Source organism: Acinetobacter calcoaceticus ANC 3811 (assembly GCF_000399665.1).
In the GTDB taxonomy this organism is placed as follows: Bacteria; Pseudomonadota; Gammaproteobacteria; order Pseudomonadales; family Moraxellaceae; genus Acinetobacter; species Acinetobacter calcoaceticus_B.
Map to the genome: position 1 here is coordinate 48,949 of NZ_KB976985.1, position 19,549 is coordinate 68,497.

At 38.2% G+C, this 19,549-nt stretch carries 17 protein-coding genes and 1 pseudogene; 7 read left to right on the plus strand and 11 right to left on the minus strand.

From position 1 onward, the window contains the following. The first annotated feature begins 63 nt into the window (after nt 1-63). Both F935_RS00225 and F935_RS00230 read left to right on the plus strand, forming a co-directional pair. Nucleotides 64-414: a YbjQ family protein gene (locus F935_RS00225; RefSeq protein WP_016137066.1), complete on the plus strand. Its 351-nt coding sequence runs from the start codon at nt 64-66 to the stop codon at nt 412-414. Between the two features lie 7 nt (nt 415-421). Continuing rightward, on the plus strand, nt 422-856 hold the full coding sequence (locus F935_RS00230; RefSeq protein ID WP_016137067.1) for a YbjQ family protein: 435 nt from the start codon (nt 422-424) through the stop codon (nt 854-856). Here F935_RS00230 and F935_RS00235 read toward each other — a convergent pair. Genes F935_RS00235 through F935_RS00245 form a run of 3 tightly spaced genes read right to left on the minus strand, consistent with a single transcriptional unit; the run spans nt 853 to nt 2,846 of the window. Next, nucleotides 853-1,287: a nuclear transport factor 2 family protein gene (locus F935_RS00235; protein ID WP_004789364.1), complete on the minus strand. Its 435-nt coding sequence runs from the start codon at nt 1,285-1,287 to the stop codon at nt 853-855. The two genes, F935_RS00230 and F935_RS00235, sit on opposite strands and share 4 nt — an antisense overlap. 53 nt (nt 1,288-1,340) lie before the next feature. Further along, nucleotides 1,341-2,147 (minus strand): SDR family NAD(P)-dependent oxidoreductase, encoded by an 807-nt coding sequence (locus tag F935_RS00240; protein WP_016137068.1) that lies wholly within the window; start codon nt 2,145-2,147, stop codon nt 1,341-1,343. 27 nt (nt 2,148-2,174) lie between these two features. Then, nucleotides 2,175-2,846 (minus strand): hypothetical protein, encoded by a 672-nt coding sequence (locus F935_RS00245; RefSeq protein ID WP_016137069.1) that lies wholly within the window; start codon nt 2,844-2,846, stop codon nt 2,175-2,177. A gap of 195 nt (nt 2,847-3,041) precedes the next feature. Between F935_RS00245 and F935_RS00250 the strand changes: the two genes are divergently transcribed. Both F935_RS00250 and F935_RS00255 read left to right on the plus strand, forming a co-directional pair. Next, the gene (locus F935_RS00250; protein ID WP_016137070.1) at nt 3,042-5,939 is read left to right on the plus strand and encodes a valine--tRNA ligase; all 2,898 of its coding nucleotides are present in this window, start codon (nt 3,042-3,044) and stop codon (nt 5,937-5,939) included. A gap of 101 nt (nt 5,940-6,040) precedes the next feature. Next, complete coding sequence (locus F935_RS00255) at nt 6,041-7,012, plus strand: 5'-nucleotidase (RefSeq protein ID WP_016137071.1); 972 nt, start codon at nt 6,041-6,043, stop codon at nt 7,010-7,012. A gap of 63 nt (nt 7,013-7,075) precedes the next feature. Here F935_RS00255 and F935_RS00260 read toward each other — a convergent pair whose 3' ends face one another. Together F935_RS00260 and F935_RS00265 are read right to left on the minus strand one after the other, a co-directional pair. Then, nucleotides 7,076-8,092: a hypothetical protein gene (locus F935_RS00260; protein ID WP_016137072.1), complete on the minus strand. Its 1,017-nt coding sequence runs from the start codon at nt 8,090-8,092 to the stop codon at nt 7,076-7,078. A 126-nt stretch (nt 8,093-8,218) separates the two neighbouring features. After that, nucleotides 8,219-9,124, minus strand: coding sequence for an AEC family transporter (locus F935_RS00265; RefSeq protein ID WP_016137073.1), 906 nt, complete (start codon nt 9,122-9,124; stop codon nt 8,219-8,221). 117 nt (nt 9,125-9,241) lie between these two features. Between F935_RS00265 and F935_RS00270 the strand changes: the two genes are divergently transcribed. The 3 genes and pseudogenes from F935_RS00270 (at nt 9,242) to F935_RS00280 (ending at nt 12,557) form a co-directional block, all read left to right on the plus strand. Next, nucleotides 9,242-10,126 carry a LysR family transcriptional regulator gene (locus tag F935_RS00270; RefSeq protein ID WP_016137074.1) on the plus strand — a complete coding sequence of 295 codons (885 nt, stop codon included), beginning with the start codon at nt 9,242-9,244 and terminating at the stop codon, nt 10,124-10,126. A gap of 302 nt (nt 10,127-10,428) precedes the next feature. Then, nucleotides 10,429-11,616 (plus strand): ammonium transporter, encoded by a 1,188-nt coding sequence (locus F935_RS00275; RefSeq protein ID WP_016137075.1) that lies wholly within the window; start codon nt 10,429-10,431, stop codon nt 11,614-11,616. Nucleotides 11,617-11,848: 232 nt separating this feature from the next. Continuing rightward, a pseudogene (locus F935_RS00280) lies at nt 11,849-12,557 on the plus strand (phosphatase PAP2 family protein). Between the two features lies 1 nt (nt 12,558). Here F935_RS00280 and F935_RS00285 read toward each other — a convergent pair. The 6 genes from F935_RS00285 to F935_RS00310 all read right to left on the minus strand — a co-directional run bounded on the left by F935_RS00285 (nt 12,559) and on the right by F935_RS00310 (nt 19,533). Next, nucleotides 12,559-13,893 (minus strand): two-component system sensor histidine kinase PmrB, encoded by a 1,335-nt coding sequence (locus F935_RS00285; protein WP_016137077.1) that lies wholly within the window; start codon nt 13,891-13,893, stop codon nt 12,559-12,561. Between the two features lie 30 nt (nt 13,894-13,923). Further along, a complete protein-coding gene (locus F935_RS00290; protein WP_016137078.1) occupies nt 13,924-14,592 on the minus strand; it encodes a DNA-binding response regulator PmrA in 669 nt (222 codons plus the stop codon). 14 nt (nt 14,593-14,606) lie between these two features. Continuing rightward, nucleotides 14,607-16,256 carry a phosphoethanolamine transferase gene (locus F935_RS00295; RefSeq protein ID WP_035365914.1) on the minus strand — a complete coding sequence of 550 codons (1,650 nt, stop codon included), beginning with the start codon at nt 16,254-16,256 and terminating at the stop codon, nt 14,607-14,609. Nucleotides 16,257-16,437: 181 nt separating this feature from the next. Next, on the minus strand, nt 16,438-17,736 hold the full coding sequence (locus F935_RS00300) for a DcaP family trimeric outer membrane transporter (protein ID WP_016137080.1): 1,299 nt from the start codon (nt 17,734-17,736) through the stop codon (nt 16,438-16,440). A gap of 272 nt (nt 17,737-18,008) precedes the next feature. Next, complete coding sequence (locus F935_RS00305) at nt 18,009-18,200, minus strand: hypothetical protein (protein ID WP_034591627.1); 192 nt, start codon at nt 18,198-18,200, stop codon at nt 18,009-18,011. 73 nt (nt 18,201-18,273) lie between these two features. Beyond that, complete coding sequence (locus tag F935_RS00310) at nt 18,274-19,533, minus strand: MFS transporter (RefSeq protein WP_016137081.1); 1,260 nt, start codon at nt 19,531-19,533, stop codon at nt 18,274-18,276. Nucleotides 19,534-19,549: the final 16 nt, after the last annotated feature.

Here is a 19,549-nt window from a genome sequence, read left to right on the forward strand (position 1 = left end):
ATTGCATCTCATGTGATTATTTTTTATCTTGAAACCTTAAGAGATTTAGATTGATAAAAAACAATGTTACTAAGTAATTTAGAAAGTGTTCCGGGCCACCAGATTTTAAAGCAGCTTGATGTTGTTTATGGAAGTACTGTCCGTAGTAAGCATGTTGGCCGTGACTTGATGGCGAGTTTAAAAAATATTGTCGGTGGTGAACTTACGGGTTATACCGAATTATTAGAAGAATCTCGCAAAGAAGCCATGGATCGGATGATTGCCAAAGCTCAGCAACTTGGTGCGAATGCAATTGTTGGTATTCGTTTTTCAACTTCAAATATTGCCCAAGGTGCTTCTGAATTATTTGTATATGGCACGGCTGTGGTTATTCAACCTCAAGCAACCCATCTACCAGATCCATTTAGTGAATAGGTAGAAAATGGAAAATCTTATTTTTCAGCTTGTTATTTTTCTAATTCTTTTCAGTATTGGTTGGGGTTTTGGCCGCCATATTGAACGAAAACATTTGAAAGAACTTTTAGAAAAAGAACAGCAATTTGCCCATATCAGAATTGATACTAATCGTTTTTCGAGGAGTGATGAGCTAGGTCATTTTATTAGTAGTAATGTCGTGATTTCTCATGACTACTTTAAATATGTATTGGCATCCATTAAGAATGTTTTGGGTGGTCGACTCACCAGTTATGAGAGTGTGGTTGAGCGTGCTCGCCGTGAAGCCATTGTTCGCTTAAAACAACAAGCCCATACCGCAGGAGCTAACCATATTATGGGAGTTCGGCTAAGTACAACCGAACTTGGGATGCAAGGCGGAATGGTCGAAGTATTTGCTTATGGTACGGCTGTAAAAGATTAGCACTGCCCCATAGCAGAAAAGTGAATACGTGGATTGCCAATATTTTTAGTTAAATGTTGGCAAATTCCAGTAATTTTCCAACTCTCTTGTTGTTTTGCCAAAGTAAAATAATAACGACCAAATGAATGAAAATAATCATTTTCCGAAAAACGATAAATTTGATAATTACATTCTAACCATGCTTGATCTTGTTCAATACGGATAAGTGGATTACTCAAATTGTGCTGTAGCCTTAAATGCGATAAAGCTTGTTGCCGAGAACCTTTATATTCATGACAAGACACGACACATAAAGGCTCTCCCCTAAACTGGAAATAGTCCACCTCAAGTTGATCTGCCAATAACTCGTCAAAAGCGTCCCAATTTTTCTGGTCAAAGACCAATTGAAAACGCGTAATGACGTCTAAAATACGGTGATAATCTTGATCCATGGTGAACCTTCTATGCGGGTTTTCCATCAATTTAGCACGGCGAAATCACTTTTTTATTTTACTTTTGTTTTCCGAATCATTTTATAGAGAAGTTTTGGTGACATCCGAGAAACCATAACACCTAGTTTTTCTTTGGTTCCCCCAACAACAATATATTCTTGACCATGCATTAAGGCTTTAACTGATTGCTGAGCAAATACATCTGCTTCTAAACCATTCTCAATCGCTTCATCTTGATGACCTTGAGGTTGTCCAGCACCATTTAACGCATTGAAAGACACATTTGTTTTTACAAAGCCTGGGAAAATAACGGAAACTTCAACACCTTGATCGGAGACCTCGGCACGTAAACTGTTGGCCCACATGTGAATTGCAGCTTTAGCCGCTGAGTAGCTTGCACGGTATTGAGTTCCTAATAAACCCGCCACACTCGACACAAATACAACTCTGCCAGACTTTTGTTTTAGCATGGTCGGCAACACAGTTTTGGTTAATGCCACTTGAGAGAAATAGTCGACTTCCATAATGGCCCGTTCGGTTGCCATTGTTGTATCTTCAATTAAAGCGCGTTGGCTTAAGCCTGCATTATTGATGAGCCAGTCAATTCGCCCTTTAGCTTTTAAAATTTGCTGGTAAGCTGCTTCAACTTGTTTTTCATCAGTAATATCGGCAACCACTGACAAATGATGCTCTGGATTCAATAAACCAACCCGAACCTCTTCTAATTCTTCAAAACGACGTGAGGTCAAAATCACTTCGGCCCCCTGCAAAGCCAACTCACCTGCTAAGGCCTTACCCAGACCAGAAGATGCTCCCGTAATCCATACCACTTTATTTTGCAAAGTATCAAGTTTGGCCATGCTTTATGTTCCTATTATCTTTTTAAATTATGCTGCTTGATGCATGAAGGCCAAAAAGTGGTTGATATAATGAGTTGCTGTGGTCTGATCGACCTGTGTACCTAACTTTTCCAAACGTTTATAGCCCAAATGCGTCGTCATGTTGATCACTCCGTTAAGAGTTTTATCGACAACTAAATTAAATTTTAAACGCTTTTTAGGTTCACGTACTAGGCTTGTTACGCCTAAATCTACAATTTGTATTAACGTTTCAAAAGCAGCTGTAATACTTTGCATATTACCGTCACGAATTTGCTGCGTAAGGTTTTGAGCTTGTTGTACGAGTTGCAGGGTAACTGGATAGGTAATATAAACTTGTTGCCCCTGTTCTTTCATCAGAGATGTCATGTAGTCAACTAAAGGCAAAAGACGCTCATTTCCAAAGAATGAAACCGACCAAGGCATATATTTTCGAAAAGTCTCTAAAACTTGCTGAACTACTTTTTCAGACTCAGCTTGTTGTTTTGGAGACATGGTTGTATTCCCTGACTGTAAAAGTACAGAAAAAACCTGTTCAATAATTTCACAAGAAAGATCAGAGAGTACATCGCCTAAGGGTTTTGCCTGACTTTGGCTTACCCCATCATGCAGTTTCTGCCGAATGGTCTCGAATTGGGTATAAGTTGAATCGGAAATTTTCAAAAAAACTTCATAACTCATGAGCAACATCCTTTTCAATTCGTTTGTAATTTTTGTGCCGTGTATCTACACGATTAAATTGTGATCCATCTTTCATAAATCTACCGTTTTTTGAAAAAAATACAAAACCGTTTATCTGTTTTCAGCACATTAATTTCGAGGCATTTTTTTGCTACAATAGGTGCAATTTTTTATGCATATTCGATCTAAGCTACTATGACTGACGCTCAAACCGCTCAAAATATTGCGACCACATACGATCCAACCGAGATCGAAAAGAAGTGGTACCAAACGTGGGAAGAACAAGGTTACTTCAAACCTTCTGGTCACGGTGAATCATTCTGTATCATGATTCCGCCACCAAACGTCACAGGTAGTTTGCACATGGGCCATGGCTTTAACAATGCCATTATGGATGCCCTCACCCGTTATAACCGTATGATGGGTAAAAATACTTTGTGGCAACCGGGTACTGACCACGCTGGTATTGCAACTCAAATGGTTGTTGAGCGTCAACTTGGCTTACAAGGTGTGACTCGTCATGACTTGGGCCGTGATAAGTTCATTGAAAAAGTTTGGGAATGGAAAGAACAATCTGGCGGCACAATCACTAAACAAATTCGTCGCTTAGGTTCGTCTGTAGACTGGTCACGTGAACGCTTCACAATGGATGAAGGTTTATCAAACGCAGTTAAAGAAGTATTCGTTCGTTTGCACGAAGACGGTTTAATTTACCGTGGTAAGCGCCTTGTAAACTGGGACCCTAAACTTCAAACTGCTCTTTCTGACCTTGAAGTAGAAAGCAAAGAAGAAAAAGGCTCACTTTGGCACTTTAAATATTTCTTTGAAGACAAATCAGTTAAAACTCAAGATGGCAAAGACTATTTAGTCGTTGCGACGACTCGTCCTGAAACTTTACTGGGTGATACCGCTGTAGCTGTTCACCCTGAAGATGAGCGTTATGCACACCTTGTTGGTAAAAACATTGTATTGCCAATTACTGGTCGTTTAATTCCGATCGTTGCTGACGACTACGTTGAAAAAGACTTCGGTACTGGCTGTGTAAAAATCACGCCTGCTCACGACTTCAATGACTATGACCTAGGTAAACGCAATAGCTTGCCAATCATTAATATCTTCAACAAAAATGCCGAAGTTTTAGGCGAGTTTGAATATATTGCAAAAGCTGGCGAACAAATTTCTAAAACCATTACTGCACCTGCGGAATACGCTGGTTTAGAGCGTTTTGCAGCACGTAAGAAGTTAGTTGCTGAAGCTGAAGCTGAAGGCTGGTTAGATCAAATCCAACCGTATGACTTAAAAGCACCACGTGGCGACCGTTCCGGTGTGATCATTGAGCCATTACTCACTGACCAATGGTACGTAAAAATTGCTCCGCTTGCTGAGCCTGCAATTGAAGCAGTTCAAGATGGCCGTATTAAGTTTGTTCCAGAGCAGTACAGCAACATGTACATGGCATGGATGCGTGACATTCAAGACTGGTGTATTTCACGTCAGCTTTGGTGGGGTCACCGTATTCCAGCTTGGTACGATGCGAATGGCAACATCTATGTTGGCCGTAACGAAGAAGAAGTACGCGCGAAAAAAAACCTCGCTGCTGACGTTGAACTTAAACAAGACGAAGACGTTCTTGATACATGGTTCTCATCTGCACTTTGGACATTCTCAACTTTAGGTTGGACTGGCGACAACAAACAAGATGCAGCAAATGATTTCTTAAAAACCTTCCACCCAACAGATGTGTTGGTAACAGGTTTTGACATCATTTTCTTCTGGGTTGCCCGCATGATCATGATGACCCTACACTTCATGAAAAATGAAGACGGTTCATCTCAAGTACCATTCAAGACTGTTTACGTTCACGGCTTGGTACGTGATGGTGAAGGTCAAAAAATGTCGAAGTCTAAAGGTAACGTACTTGACCCATTAGACTTAATTGACGGTATTGATTTAGAAAGCTTAGTTGCAAAACGTACAACTGGCCTAATGAACCCGAAAGATGCAGCGAAGATTGAAAAATCAACGCGTAAAGAGTTCCCAGAAGGCATCAATGCTTATGGTACTGACGCAGTTCGTTTCACGTTCTGTGCCCTTGCAAACACTGGTCGTGACATCAAGTTCGACTTAAAACGTGTTGAAGGCTACCGTAACTTCTGTAACAAAATCTGGAACGCAACTCGTTTCGTTCTCATGAATGTTGAAGGTCAAATTGTTGGTCAAGAAGCGCGTCCTGATCTATGGGAACTTCCAGAACAATGGATTATGAGCCGCCTGCAAAAAGCAGAAGCAGCTGTACACCAAGCATTTGCAACTTACCGTTTAGACCTTGCTGCACAAGCGATTTACGACTTTATCTGGAATGAATACTGTGACTGGTACGTTGAGTTAACTAAACCAGTTCTTAACGATCCAGAAGTTGCAGAAGAGCGTAAAGCTGAAGTACGCCGTGTATTGCTTGCAGTGATGGAAGCTTCATTACGCTTGGCTCATCCGTTAATGCCATATTTGACAGAAGAAATCTGGCAGACTCTTGCACCGATGCTTGGTAAAGGCGGTCCAACGATTATGACTGCTCAATACCCTATTCCTGAGCAAGCAAAAATCAATGAACAAGCTGAAGCAGATATGCAATGGCTTCAAGGTTTGATTGGTGCGGTACGTAACATTCGCGGTGAGTTGGGCTTAGGTAATGCGCGCTTGTTGCCAGTATTACTTCAAAACACATCTGATGCTGAACGTGAACAAATCATTCGTATTGAAGCATTGTTCAAAGCTTTGGCTAAAGTTGAAAGCATTGAATTCTTGAATAAAGACCAAGAGCCACCTTTGTCTTGCTCTAGCGTTGTAAGCCATGCATCGGTATTTGTACCAATGAAAGGCTTAATTGACCCTAAAGCTGAGCTTGCTCGTTTGCAAAAAGACTTGGATAAAATCCAAAAGCAACACGATCAAATCGCGGGCAAACTTGCAAACGAAGGCTTTGTGTCTAAAGCACCAGCAGCGGTTGTTGAAGGTGAAAAAGCGAAGCTTGCTGAGTTTGCTGCTCAGTTAGAGAAAGTTAAAGCAAATATGGAACAAATTGCTGCGCTTTAAACTTTAAAGTTCACAATTTAATCTATAATATAAAGGGCTGATTATTCAGCCCTTTTCAATATATAATTAGTTAATTTAAATGAAATAATAAAGTAAATTTAATGAGTGGATATAATTTAGACCAAAAATTAGTAATTGGCTTAGCTTCAAGTGCTCTGTTTAATTTAGAAAAATCAGATAAAGTTTTCCGAAAGAAAGGCGAATTAGCTTATCGTAAATATCAAAGTAAAAATGAAACTATTCCTTTAGAGATGGGCGTTGCGTTTCCTTTTATTCAACGCCTATTAAGTATTAATGATATTTTCCCACCAGATAAACCATTTGTGGAAGTAATTTTATTATCACGTAATGATCCTAATACAGGTTTACGGGTTATGAATTCTATTGAGTATTATGGTTTAGATATAAAAAGAGCTATCTTTTTACAAGGTAGAACACCTTACAAATATATTGATGCACTTAATATTAGTTTGTTTTTGTCTGCAAATGAAATAGATGTCAACCAAGCAATTACCGCAGGTTATCCAGCAGGCTTGATATTAAAGGGGCAGATATTCGATATAGATCATGATGAAGAATTGCGTATCGCTTTCGATTTTGATGGTGTCATTGCAGATGATTCATCAGAACAAGTCTATAAAAAGGGTGGCCTAAATGCATTTATAGAAAATGAAAATAAACTTGCTAGTCAACCTGCTAATATCGGTCCATTATATAAACTACTCAAAGAGCTTTCCACTCTACAAAATGCAGAGCTTAAATATCAATTAGAAAATCCAACATATAATAGCCGTTTACGAATTTCTATCGTTACGGCAAGAAATGCTCCAGCCCATAAAAGGGTCATAAACTCATTGCGCTCATGGGGTATTGATACAGTAAATGAAGCATTTTTCTTAGGCGGAATTGAGAAGAGAAAAGTTTTAGAAATTTTAAAACCACATATTTTCTTTGACGATCAAGTTACTCATGTCGAAAAAACTGCGAATAGTATTGCTTCGGTACATATTCCATTCGGGATTGCTAATAAAAAATTAGATTCTGATGAAACATCTAATGATGGTGGAAAATAATCAAACTACAGAACTAAATTAATTCTTAATATTTCTCTCCTGATAGGAGAGAAATATAGAGTTTTATAAAACCCCATGCCCCAACAACATCTCTACCCCACTCACCTTTTTCATATGCTTTAAACGCTCCTTTTCCCACTTCACCTGCTGCTTTAGCTCAGCACAATCAGCATCTACAGCTTTGTAAACATCACTAATATGTACATGCTCTGCTTTTACATTCTTAGCTAACTGAAAAGAATCCAAAATTTCAGCAATTTGGCTTTCAAGCTGCTGACTTTGTGCATCCAATGCCAGTTTATAAAACCGCAACTGCTCAGCAGATAGCTCTTTAGCCCCTACCCCTTTATTCTGCTCGAGCTGTAACTGGAGTTTGAGTAAATAAAACAAATCCTGTTTTTCATATGCCTGACTTGCTTGTTGGAACAACTCAGTTTTTTCCTGTTTTTTTGTTTCATCTTGCTCACGATCTGGGTGAATCATCGCAGCAATTTTTAAATAAACTGTTTTTAACGACTGAGTTGCCATTTGCTCGGCTTGTTCACGTTTCTGTTGCTGCCTTTCCTGTTTAGCTTGCTCTCTCGCTTGTTGTTGCTCGGCAGCATACTGTTCAAAGTCTTCTTCAAGTTCTGCACTTTGCTCAGCACTTTCTTCGTATTCAAATTTTATTGAATGAGCTTTCTTATTCTTTTTTATCGATTCCCCCGCATGTTGCTGATAAAAGGTATCAATCTGCTTTACTAACTCTAACTGTTCAGCAGACAGCATTTTGGAGCGCTTCAACATTTGTGCAAGCTGGGCAATTTTTTCGTCTAGTTGTTGCATATCCGCTTTGGAAAACTCATGGTTATGCAACATATTCCAAAGTTGTTCTAACTGCTGAAATAAGACTTCATGCAAATCGCTATACACAGGCATTAGTTTTTGCCGAATGTGCTGTTGAATCTCAGCTTGTGCATTTTGCCATGTGCTCAGGCTAACTTTTTGTTGCTCTATTTTATCAATCAGGCGATTCAGTTTTTTCTGCTGTGCAGACGGTTCAGACCTTTGCTGCAAGCTCACTTTGAGATCAAAGGACATACTCATCCACCTGAAAAAGAAAAAAGTGTAGCAATAATCAGATGAGGAAGGTAGCAAAGCATTCTTTAAGTCAGAATCGGCCTATTCATTTTTAGAAAATAGAATGCGACTTATCTAAGTTATAACCTAAGAAATCCACCAAATCACTAATGGTAAAGTCACGGCAGCACATAAGGTTTGAAAGCTAATCACGGCTGCCATGAGCTGACTATCACCACCCAAAACTTTAGTTAAAATGTATGAAGCAGAAGCAGTCGGTAGCGCAAAGAAAATGACTAAAATTTGTGTTTGCAAGCTTGGTAAAGCAAACCATATGCAGACAACGTAACCCAAGGCAGGCACTGCTAAAAGTCGAGCAAACGTGTCTGCTGCCAATACCACAATGTCTTTTTTAATTTGCATAAACTGTAAAGCTGCACCAACACATAACAAACCTAGTGGCAAACTCGACACTGAAAAAAGCTTAATAAACTGAGTAAAGCCTTCCCAAATCGGGATGTGAAGTGCATTGACTGCTGCCCCGACTACACACGATGCAATTAAAGGGTTTTTAAGAAGGGCAATCAAAACAGGTTTTATTGCCATGTGTTCTTTAGAGGTTAAAGCAAGCACCGAAATAACGTTCACAAGTGGAATGCAAAGCGCCAATAAAATTGCCAGAATGGCCATTCCTTCACTTTTAAAAAGCGAAGTCACTAAAGCCAAACCAATATAGGTATTAAAGCGAACCATACTTTGTACATGCACACCAAAACGTGCAGGCGGTATATGCCAAAACATTCGAAGTATGTATAAAAAGGCAGTCACTGCCAAAACCACAATCAACATCGCAATGATGGCTGTACTCAAGCTTTGTAAGTTAATTTTTGCGGTCGATAACGTACTAAAAAGCAAAGCGGGAAATAAAATATAGTAATTGAGCTTCTCTGCCCCAGCCCAAAACTCATCGCTAAAAAAACGATATTTTTTAAATAAGTATCCCGATGCAATTAATGCAACTAAAGGAAAAAGAGATAAAACAATACTATTCATTTCTTTACTCGAGTTTTGTGGAGGCTTGCTGTTTTTAGCAATAACCTTGGCTTACTCATATATTAAAGATAATGAAAACTCATGATAAAATGAGTTTTTACTCATAACAAATACAACATGACCTTTACCCAACTTGAAATTTTCGCACTCATTGCTGAACTAAAAAGCTTTACTGCTACAGCAGAAAAGTTGGGCATTTCACAGTCGGCCGTTTCTCATGCCCTTAAATCATTAGAACAACAATGGGGCATTAACCTAATTTCAAGATCCCAAAGTGATATTGAGCTCACGACAACAGGTCAGCAATTATTGACCCATGTAAAAGAGCTATTGAGTATTTCCGATACCTTAGAAAAAGAAGTGGCTGCCATCCATGGTTTAAACGAAGGCACATTACGTATTGGTTCTTTTGGTGCTTCATCTTCCATTTATCTATTGCCTGAAATTTTAGAAACCTTTCGGCAACGCTACCCTAAAATCGAAATTTATATTGATGAAGGTGAAGATAAAGAAGTTGCTCAGTGGTTATTAGAACGGCGTATAGAAGTCGGTTTTTTGATTATGCCAGATGAGCGATTCGATACGTTCCCGTTAATTGAAGACCGTTTTGTTGCGTTAATTCCTAGTCAATACCCGCTCGCGCAACAACTCTATATTGATCCAGCACAACTAGAAAATTGCCCTTTCATCATGACGATGGCTGGGAGTAGATATCAGGTCGAATTAATTTTAAAAAACTTTAATGTGAAACCAGACATCAAATTTTATGTGTCACAAATTTTAAGTATCGTCAGCATGGTTCACAACCAGTTAGGGGTGTCCATTGTGTCTGATATGGTCATCACCAAAGAGTTACTCTCACTTTATCCAAACGTAGTTAAACGCCCTTTTAAACCGAATCTTAAACGTTCTATTGGACTGGCAGTGAAAAATAAAAAGCATATGAGTCCTGCTGTGAAAGCATTTATAGAAGTTGCTCAAGAGGTTTGGTCAGATCATTAAATGAATAAGAGCAATTTTTAAAACTTTAATAACGAACTCTTTCAGGTCAATTTATCAGCGTATTAGATGACTTGTAACGTAAAAAGCGCCATAACTGCCCTATCTTGACTAAATCAACGCACCATTTATCGCCAAAAACCACTTTTCCAATTCAAATTGGTGCATTTATTGCATATTCACTTTTATGCAATTGAGTTTGTTTAGACAAACTTAGGTTTTTAGATTCCTTAAATCTATTTTGGTGCAATTTACAGACCCAGATTTGTTCCAAAATGGAATTTAGCACTTTTTTCGAGCATGCTATGCAAAATGTAGATCTATTTTTCTTATTACTTGGTGCTGTTTTGGTTCTTGCCATGCACGCAGGTTTTGCATTCTTGGAACTTGGTACGGTTCGCCATAAAAATCAGGTGAACGCGCTAAGTAAAATTCTGACTGACTTTGCCCTCTCTGCAATCGCTTATTTCTTTGTTGGCTACTACATTTCCTATGGTCAGCACTTCTTCCATGATGGCACAAGCCTTGCGAGTGATCATGGCTACAACCTCATGCGTTGCTTCTTTTTACTCACTTTTGCTGCAGCCATTCCTGCCATTATTTCAGGTGGTATTGCTGAGCGTGCAAAAATGCGTTCACAAGCAATTGCGACACTCGCTTTAGTTGCGCTGGTGTATCCATTTTTCGAAGGCATGGTCTGGAATGGTAACTACGGTCTGCAAAAATGGTTAGAAGCAACTTTTGGTGCAGCTTTTCACGACTTTGCAGGTTCAGTCGTGGTGCATGCTATGGGTGGTTGGATTGCACTTGCTGCCGTGATTTTATTGGGAGCACGTTCTGGTCGTTATAAGAAAGATGGTCGTGTAAGTGCTCACCCACCTTCTTCTATTCCGTTTTTGGCGCTTGGCTCATGGATTTTAATTGTAGGCTGGTTTGGCTTTAACGTGATGAGCGCGCAACGAGTTGATGCAATTTCAGGTCTGGTTGCAATTAACTCGCTCATGGCTATGGTCGGCGGAACAATTACAGCAAATGCGATTGGGAAAAACGACCCTGGTTTCTTACACAACGGTCCACTTGCAGGCTTAGTCGCAATCTGTGCGGGTTCTGACATTGTTCATCCGGTCAGTGCGCTTGTTATTGGTGGTGCAGCTGGTGCAATGTTCGTGTACCTATTTACCTACACACAAAATAAACTCAAAGTAGATGATGTGTTGGGTGTATGGCCTTTACACGGCGTATGCGGCGCATTTGGTGGTATTGCAGTAGGTCTATTCGGCCAAAAATGGCTTGGTGGTTTAGGCGGTGTATCTTTTGCTTCACAGCTCATTGGTACAGTACTTGCGATTGCTATTGCGCTCGCTGGCGGCTTTATTGTTTACGGCTTACTCAAAGCAACTATTGGCATTCGTTTATCTCAAGAAGATGAGTTTAGAGGTGCAGATTTATCTATTCATAAAATTTCTGCAAACTCCGAAGAAGGTATGTTTTAACTCAACAATTGATAAGCAGGATCAAAATATCCTGCTTATCATTACGTTTTAAAGCCTTTGCTCACCCAAATTAATTAAAAAAAATTAAAATTTTTTCTAAACAAATAATATATACCTATGAATTATAAATATAATTTTTAATTATTAACTTTATTTCAACATTAAATTTTGTTTAGTTTAAGAACAATTTAAGTTTTATTTTATGTAATGCCTTCAACTCACACTCAAATTGATGTTGCATGGCAATGAACCAACAAAAACAATTTTTTCAACTTCAGCTTATTTTTCTTGCCCTTAGTTTTTTTATACTTTTATTTATATTTCCAGTGGGTGGGAAAATTGATATGTATTTCATCCACCCTTGGATGGATTCAACAGGTCATTTCTTTAATCGGGACAATTGGTATCTTGTCAGGGTAAACCATGAAATCGTAAAACAAATCATTACTACCGTTTATGTGATCTTTTTATTTCTGTGGATTGCGTCATTCAAAGTAGAAAAATTGAAACTTTATCGCTGGCAATATGGCTATATGTTTTTTGTCAGCATGATTGGTAGCGGTGTAGTTGGCCTATTAAAATCACAATCTGCTCACGCTTGCCCTTGGAATATGATTCATCCGACTGCTTTAAGCTATGTGTGGGACTTTACCTCTACACATGGTCATTGCTTTCCTGGTGGTCACGCAAGTGCAGGCTTTATTTTGATGACAGGCTTTTTTGTTTATCGCCTTGAGCAACCCAAGCGAGCTTATTTTTATCTCATCGCAGGCATTATCTTAGGCTTTCTGATGGGCTGGGGACAAATGATGCGTGGCGCCCATTTCCTTAGCCACAATTTATGGACTGGCTGGGTCGTTTGGGCAGTGAATATTTTATTTTATAAAATTTGTATTCACCGCTTTGAGTTTGAAAAACGAATCAAACAAGAACTTGTTTAAATCAAGTTCTTGCTTCATGAATATGTAGAGCTTTAGGCAGTTTAACTAAAACAGAAAGTCCGCCAAGTTCTAAGCTTCGATCTAGTGTCAAAGTTCCGCCTAAACGCTGAGTCGCTCGGTCAACAATTGATAAACCTAAGCCACTGCCCACTTCAAGGTGGTGGTGTACACGATAAAAACGCTTTAAAACCTTATCGTAATTTTCAGGGTCAATTCCTGCACCGCTATCTTCAATTTGTATACACGCATCGCCATCTGTAGCAGTAAAGACTGAAATATTAATCATTCCTTCATGAGGCGTGTATTTAATTGCATTATCAATTAAGTTAAAAATAATTGAGTGTACTGTTGGCTCAACACTATGCATTTCAATAGGTTCATTGCGGACAAACCCTAGATCAATATCTTTTTGCATAGCTAAATTAACAAGCTGTTCAACACAATTTAAAGCGACATCATTGAGTTGAAAAGTTCTGGTCGGTTCAATCACACTTAAAGACACATCTTGCTTAGCCAAAGCCAAAAGCTGTGTGACCAAATGCTGAATACGCGCTAATCCTTTACTTAAGTTTTGCAGCGCTTCATGCTCAGGAAATTGACTGATTAAAATCTTGGTTTGTAAATTTAAAGCTGTGACAGGAGTCCGAAGTTCATGAGCAGCATCTGCAATAAATTGTTTTTGCTCATTTTGAGCTTTAGAAATACGCTCAAACAAACGATTCATTTCATCAATAGTTGGTAATAACTCTTGAGGATAGTCTAAAACTTCAATGGGTGCTAACTCTTCTGAATCGCGTTCCTTCAGCTCATTTTTGAAGTCATCTATTGGCTTTAAACCTCGACCAATAATTGCAGCTAAAGCAAAAATCGCAAATGGCAAAATAATTAAATACGGAATAAACATACTTCCTGCGAGTTCCCAAGCAAAAGCTTCACGAACTCGTTCTTGTTGACTAACCTGAATCTGGTAATCTTTTAAAGGCAAAACGTAAGTTCTCACGACGCCTTGGCTGGTTTTATGCGAGTAAAAACCCGCTTGGGTAACTGGTGCAACCAACAGATGCAAATGATGAGATAAATGGGCCTGATCTTTATAAGCCCAAATATCTAAAAACAAATCTTCTTCATGATAAGTTCTGTGTAAATCGAACTTACTACTTACAGTCCTTAAAGGATATTCAGCTGTTCGTTCAGCTAAATACTGCATTTGAGTATCTAAAATTTCATCAACTTCTTGAAGTGCAACCTTATAGGCACTAAAAATTAATATACAACCTAAGACAACACTGAAAATTGAGGTGCCCCAAATTAGTCGTTTCTTTAATGAATAATGCACTTTTATAAAGTTCCAAAATTGAAGCGAGGATTACCCTAAACGGTAACCCAACCCTCGAATAGTTCGAATAAAGTCTTTTCCAAGTTTAGCTCTCAAGTGATGCACATATACTTCAATTGTATTACTGGTCACTTCACTATCGAAATCATATAACTTATCTTCCAGATTTGCTTTAGAAAAGATTTTATTTGGATGGCTCATTAAAGGAATAAGAATCGCCCATTCACGGTTCGACAAATCAATCCGTTGGCCTTTAAAGGTTGCAATATGTTGTTCAACATTTAAAACCAAATCGCCATTTTGTAAAAGTTGCTCATGATTCGCAAGCTGAGCCTCTACTCCAGTACGACGCAATAGCGCATGAATACGGGCAAGTAACTCATCAAATTCGTATGGTTTAATTAAGTAATCATCTGCGCCGTGGTTTAATCCATCCACGCGGTTTTGTAGCTGGTCTCTTGCCGAAATGATTAAAACTGGAGTGACAGCTCTTTGACGGATTTGCTTTAAGACCTGCATACCATCCATCATCGGCAAACCTAAGTCTAATAAAATGATATCAAACTTATTTTTGGCCAAGTGAGCCAGACCATCCAAGCCATTATTGACCCATTCCACCTCAAATTGATGATATTGCAGCAACGTTATTGTTGACTCAGCAATCATAAAATCATCTTCAATCATTAAGATTTTTGTCATGTTCTAAGCTCGCTTTAATTCACATGGGCACAAGAGTGCAACATGTCCAGTTGAGGGTTAATGACCTGAGTTTTCACATCCAGCATACTTAACAAACTTGGGAATAAATTATCCTGACTTAACTTTTGTTTGGTTTGTTGGTTTAAACAATTTACTTGAGCAAGATTCTGTTGTTTCCAGTTATCAGAGAACCACATAATCATTGGTACATGTGTTTGTTGAGTTGGTGCGATTGAGTAAGGCGCCCCATGCAAATACATACCATGCTCACCAGTTGATTCGCCATGATCAGATAAATACCATAACCCAGTTTGATATTTCGATACTTCTTTTAGATTATTAATCATTTGGCTTAATACATGGTCTGTATATACGATTGTATTATCATAGCTATTTACTAATTCGGTTGGAGAACAGCCCTGTATCGCATTAGTATCGCAAGTCGGTTTAAACTTTTGATATTCCGCAGGCGCACGCTTGTAATACGCAGGTCCATGACTACCCATCTGATGCAAAACAATTAGGCGCGGACGCGTGTCTTCTTTCGGAATAGTAGCTAAATATTCATTTAAGCTATCTATTAAAAGACCATCCAAGCATTCATCATCTTTACACCATTTTTGCTTTAACTTTTCTGATATTTGATATTGCTCAACACGATCACATGCGCCTTTACAACCAGAATTATTATCAATCCAAGTGACTTGGTAACCCGCACGCTTTGCAATGTCCAATAGACCTTCACGATGACTTGCTAACTGTTCATCATAATTAGAACGTGACATCCCAGAGAACATACATGGAACTGAAACAGCAGTGGCTGTACCACACGAACTTACTTGAGAAAAATTCAAAATATCTTGTTTAGAAAGCTCTGGATTCGTATTTTTAGCATATCCATTGAGTGAGAAGCTTTCCGCACGAGCCGTTTCACCTAAAACAAGTACCATGAGTTTAGGTAAACTTTTTTGCGCTGACTGAACCTGATGAGCATCTTCACCATATTTCACAAGAGGAAGATTCTTCTTAGGTGCCTTTTTATGATAATAAGACATCAAAGAAGAAATGGTGTTTTGAGGAGAGATCATACCTTTTAAATCACGATGCTCTCTAAAGATTGCTGCAAAATCAACATAATATGTAAATAACAGACCGCCTACAAGTGCGAAGGCAATAGCTATAGATAATACTTTTTTAAGTAAAAGAGGAACTAGTTTTTCTTTTTTGATCTTTACCTGAGTAATCAAGAAAATAGGTAAAACAACAAAGAAAACTGTCCAAAGTCCAAAGCGTAATGAAACTAAATCAGAAACCTCCGATACATCTGTTTGTATCATATTTTGAATCTGATCAGGCGATATGATTACACCTAAGGTATTGACAAAATAAGAGCTAAAACCACCAATGAAGACCAGCAAAATTGCAAAAAACTTGGCCGTCCACTTCCAGTTTAGAATCTGTAATAGTGCGTAATAAGCAGCAATAAGAATAACAACTGTAGCTGCTAAAAATAGAATAGCCTTTACTCCAAAATATGGAGTTAAAAGATGTACTTTGTTATAAAAACCAATATTTAGAATTGCACCTAACCAAATGGCTATAATGAAATTAAACATAAACAGTGAAATCTGTTTATTTTTTAAGGTAGAAAAAAAATTCAGCATCTTGGGGGGAACTACAATCTTTTTATGATGCTTTACTGTAGAAATTGAAACTTAAAAATGACTTAAATAAAAAATGATCTAATACATAAATCTTAAAAAATACTTATTTCAAAATTTTTCTAATAAAAAGACGAGGTTAAATTTAACCTCGTCTTTTTTGATTTTTAACTAAATGTAGGTTTTAGAAACTATATTTAGCCATTAAACCAACACGGTTATCTTTGTAAGACTTACCTTCAAAGGTATCACGCTTACCGTTAACGTACTCTAGACCCAAATCAATTGGTTTAACTGGTGAGTAAATTACGTTAAGCCATGCTTGTTGAACTTTTTCATTTGCAGAGGCATTTAATCTTGCAAAATCAGTACCGTCATCAGCGAACTGAGCACCATAAGCTAGAGTAGAACGTAAGTTAGGTAAAATCTTATAAGTTCCACCCACTTGTACTGCTACAAATTTATTCTGCTCAATAGAATTACCTTCTACTGCGTAAGGAGTGTTACTACCATATAAGTAACTATTATCACCTACAACATATGATGCATCAGCAAAGAGTTTTAAAGGATCAGATACTTTAAAATCAGTACCTACAGCTACGCCCCAACCAATTTTATCATCATCAGCAAGCTGTGATTTATAATTTTCAACTAATGCACGAGCTGAAGCAGAACCTCTGCCATCTGCATAGCCTTGAGTGATTTTAGCAGTTAATGCAGGTAGGCTATACTTAATACTATCGCCTGTTACTGAAGTAGTGCTATCACCTTTTTCAGCAGAAACAAATAATTGCGTAGTTGGACCTAACTTGTAGTTATAACGTACTTGAGGTACACGTTTAGTACCGCCACCAATGTTGGTCGAGAAATCGATCATTTCTGGTGCATGGTTAGCTAAGAAGTTTGAAGTTGTTTGACCAAACAACCAGTTGTTATATGTTACATACGCATGACGAACACGCAATGAGCCATTTGAATCTGTTGTTGAACCAGCAAAGTCGACTTCGAGTTTACCACCAACTTTGGCATCATTTACTGGAGCAGTAAAATCTAAACCAAGGCGTGTCGTTTTAGCAGTCGCACGTAATTTATCATGCGTTTTACCATCTGACTTACTTACATCACCAAAGTCGTTATCCGCACCTTCAATAATATAGTTAGCGTCACCACGAACAAAACCATATAGGTTCACATCAGCGCCAGCTTTAGATTTAAATCCTGCTAACGGCGAAACTGGTGCAGCAACTGGTTGTGCCTTAACTTCAGCTAACTGTACTTGCTGTTGTTGCTGTACTTGCTGCTGTTGTTGCTGCACTTGGCTTTGTTGTTGAATTAAAGCTTTTAAAGCTTCAACTTCTTTACGAAGCTGTTGAATTTCCGCTTTGTCGGAAGTCGCAGCATGTGCCCCACTCATCATTAAAGCTGTAACTGTAAGAGCTAAACTTTTAACAACGAAAGATTTACGATTAAGGAATAGATCCATCAAAAACTCCAAAAATATATTTTATGTTGCCTATCCATGCCAAGTTGATTTACGCCATTAAATTAGGGGGCTAAAAAATCAACTCTCCTCCACTTTGGTTACATTAATTTTATTACCGCAACCAAAACCAATTTCAACGTTATGCAAGACCAAAACCAATAACCAAAGACATAAAAAATATACTTTGACTTACAGATTTTTACCTTAACTTCATGTTGTAACGAATCCTACACAACTCTCTTATCTTATAGAATGATTAAATCGTTATTTCATTATTCTTTTTTAGACTTTAGGCTAATATCCAATCTACTTGAACATTTTTCTACCCATTTTAATTGATTCACATGATTTTTCTTGTTAACGAAATCCATTTTTACTCCAGTTAGCTTCCATTTGCTACCCAAACAAGATGGCACAATTAATAGCGCATTTAAATAGCTAAAAACATACATTTTTAAAAACATAGACAAAGGTAGTAGATAATGACTAGATCACTCCTTAATCGATATTAAATTTCTTTATTTCATTTAGTTAAGATTATTTTTCTTGTAGTTTTGCATGTTTCCAGAGAGAAATAGGGAGCAAAGTAACAGTGCCAATAATGACAATAGCTATCAAATAATGGAAATAACCGAAGGCATCTCCAAACACGCCACTCAAACTATAAAGACCCCCACTCACAGTCGCCATGACCGAAACCTGAAAGGTAAAATCGGTACCCGCATATTCTTTTCGACTGTAGTGCATCACTAAAGTCAACATAACCACCAACAACATTGCAGAGAATGTATCCTCTAAAGCATTGACTGTATAAATCGCCCAGACATTGAGCTGAATTTTCTGTTCGTAGGTGTAAGCTAAATAGGTATAGGCCGCTAAACTCATGATTTTAAATACTGAAAAAACAATTAAAGCAGTAGGTCTAGAGAAGTATTTAAGCATCCAACCTGCTATTGCCGCCCCTGCCAGTGCTGCTATTGCACCGAGCATGGTGATATAAACGCCAATTTGAGTAAAACTTAGCCCCATATCAACCATTAAAGGTTTAAGTAATGGCCCAGCCAAACCATCTGCTACTTTAAAAGTAATAAGTACAACCAACCAAGAACGAAGCTCTTCATTTTGAGAGAAATAACTCAAGTAGGCTTTAATCTTTATGACTAAATTTTGCTGGCTGGGTTTAAGTTCATGACTTGAATAAGCTGTATGTTTAGGCTCTTTAAATAATAAAACGGGTAAAGTATTTAAAAACACCAAGGCCGCTAATAGCAAAAAAGTGGGTTGCCATGTTAACCAGTCTAAACACCAGAGTACGGCACCTCCCCCGACAATAAAACCGAGTCGGGAACCAATCACCTGAAATGTATTGCCCCAATGTTGCTGGTCATGTTGCAGTAAATTAACTGCCAAAGCATCGGTCGCAATATCTTGAGTTGCACCTGTTAAGTTCATTAAAAGCAGCGAAATAAAAAAGGCGAATAGATAAAGAGGCTGATCTAAAGCCTGAATAGGGAAAAAAGACAAAATACACAGCACAGCTACCGTCAAAAACTGAGTAGGTAAAATCCAACTACGATAGTGCCCCAAACGAGAAAGTGCATGTCGATCAACCCACGGCGCCCAAAAAATCTTGATTGACCAAGGCAGCATTAATAGACCAAAACCACCAATATGAGCGAGTGATACACCCTGTGCCCTTAAAATAACGGGTAAAGCATGGGTCATAAAACCGACAGGTAGCCCTTGTGCCCAATATAAGGAAAATAGCAGAAGATAAAGATTTTGCTGCCGAAACATATATACCTACTTTTTA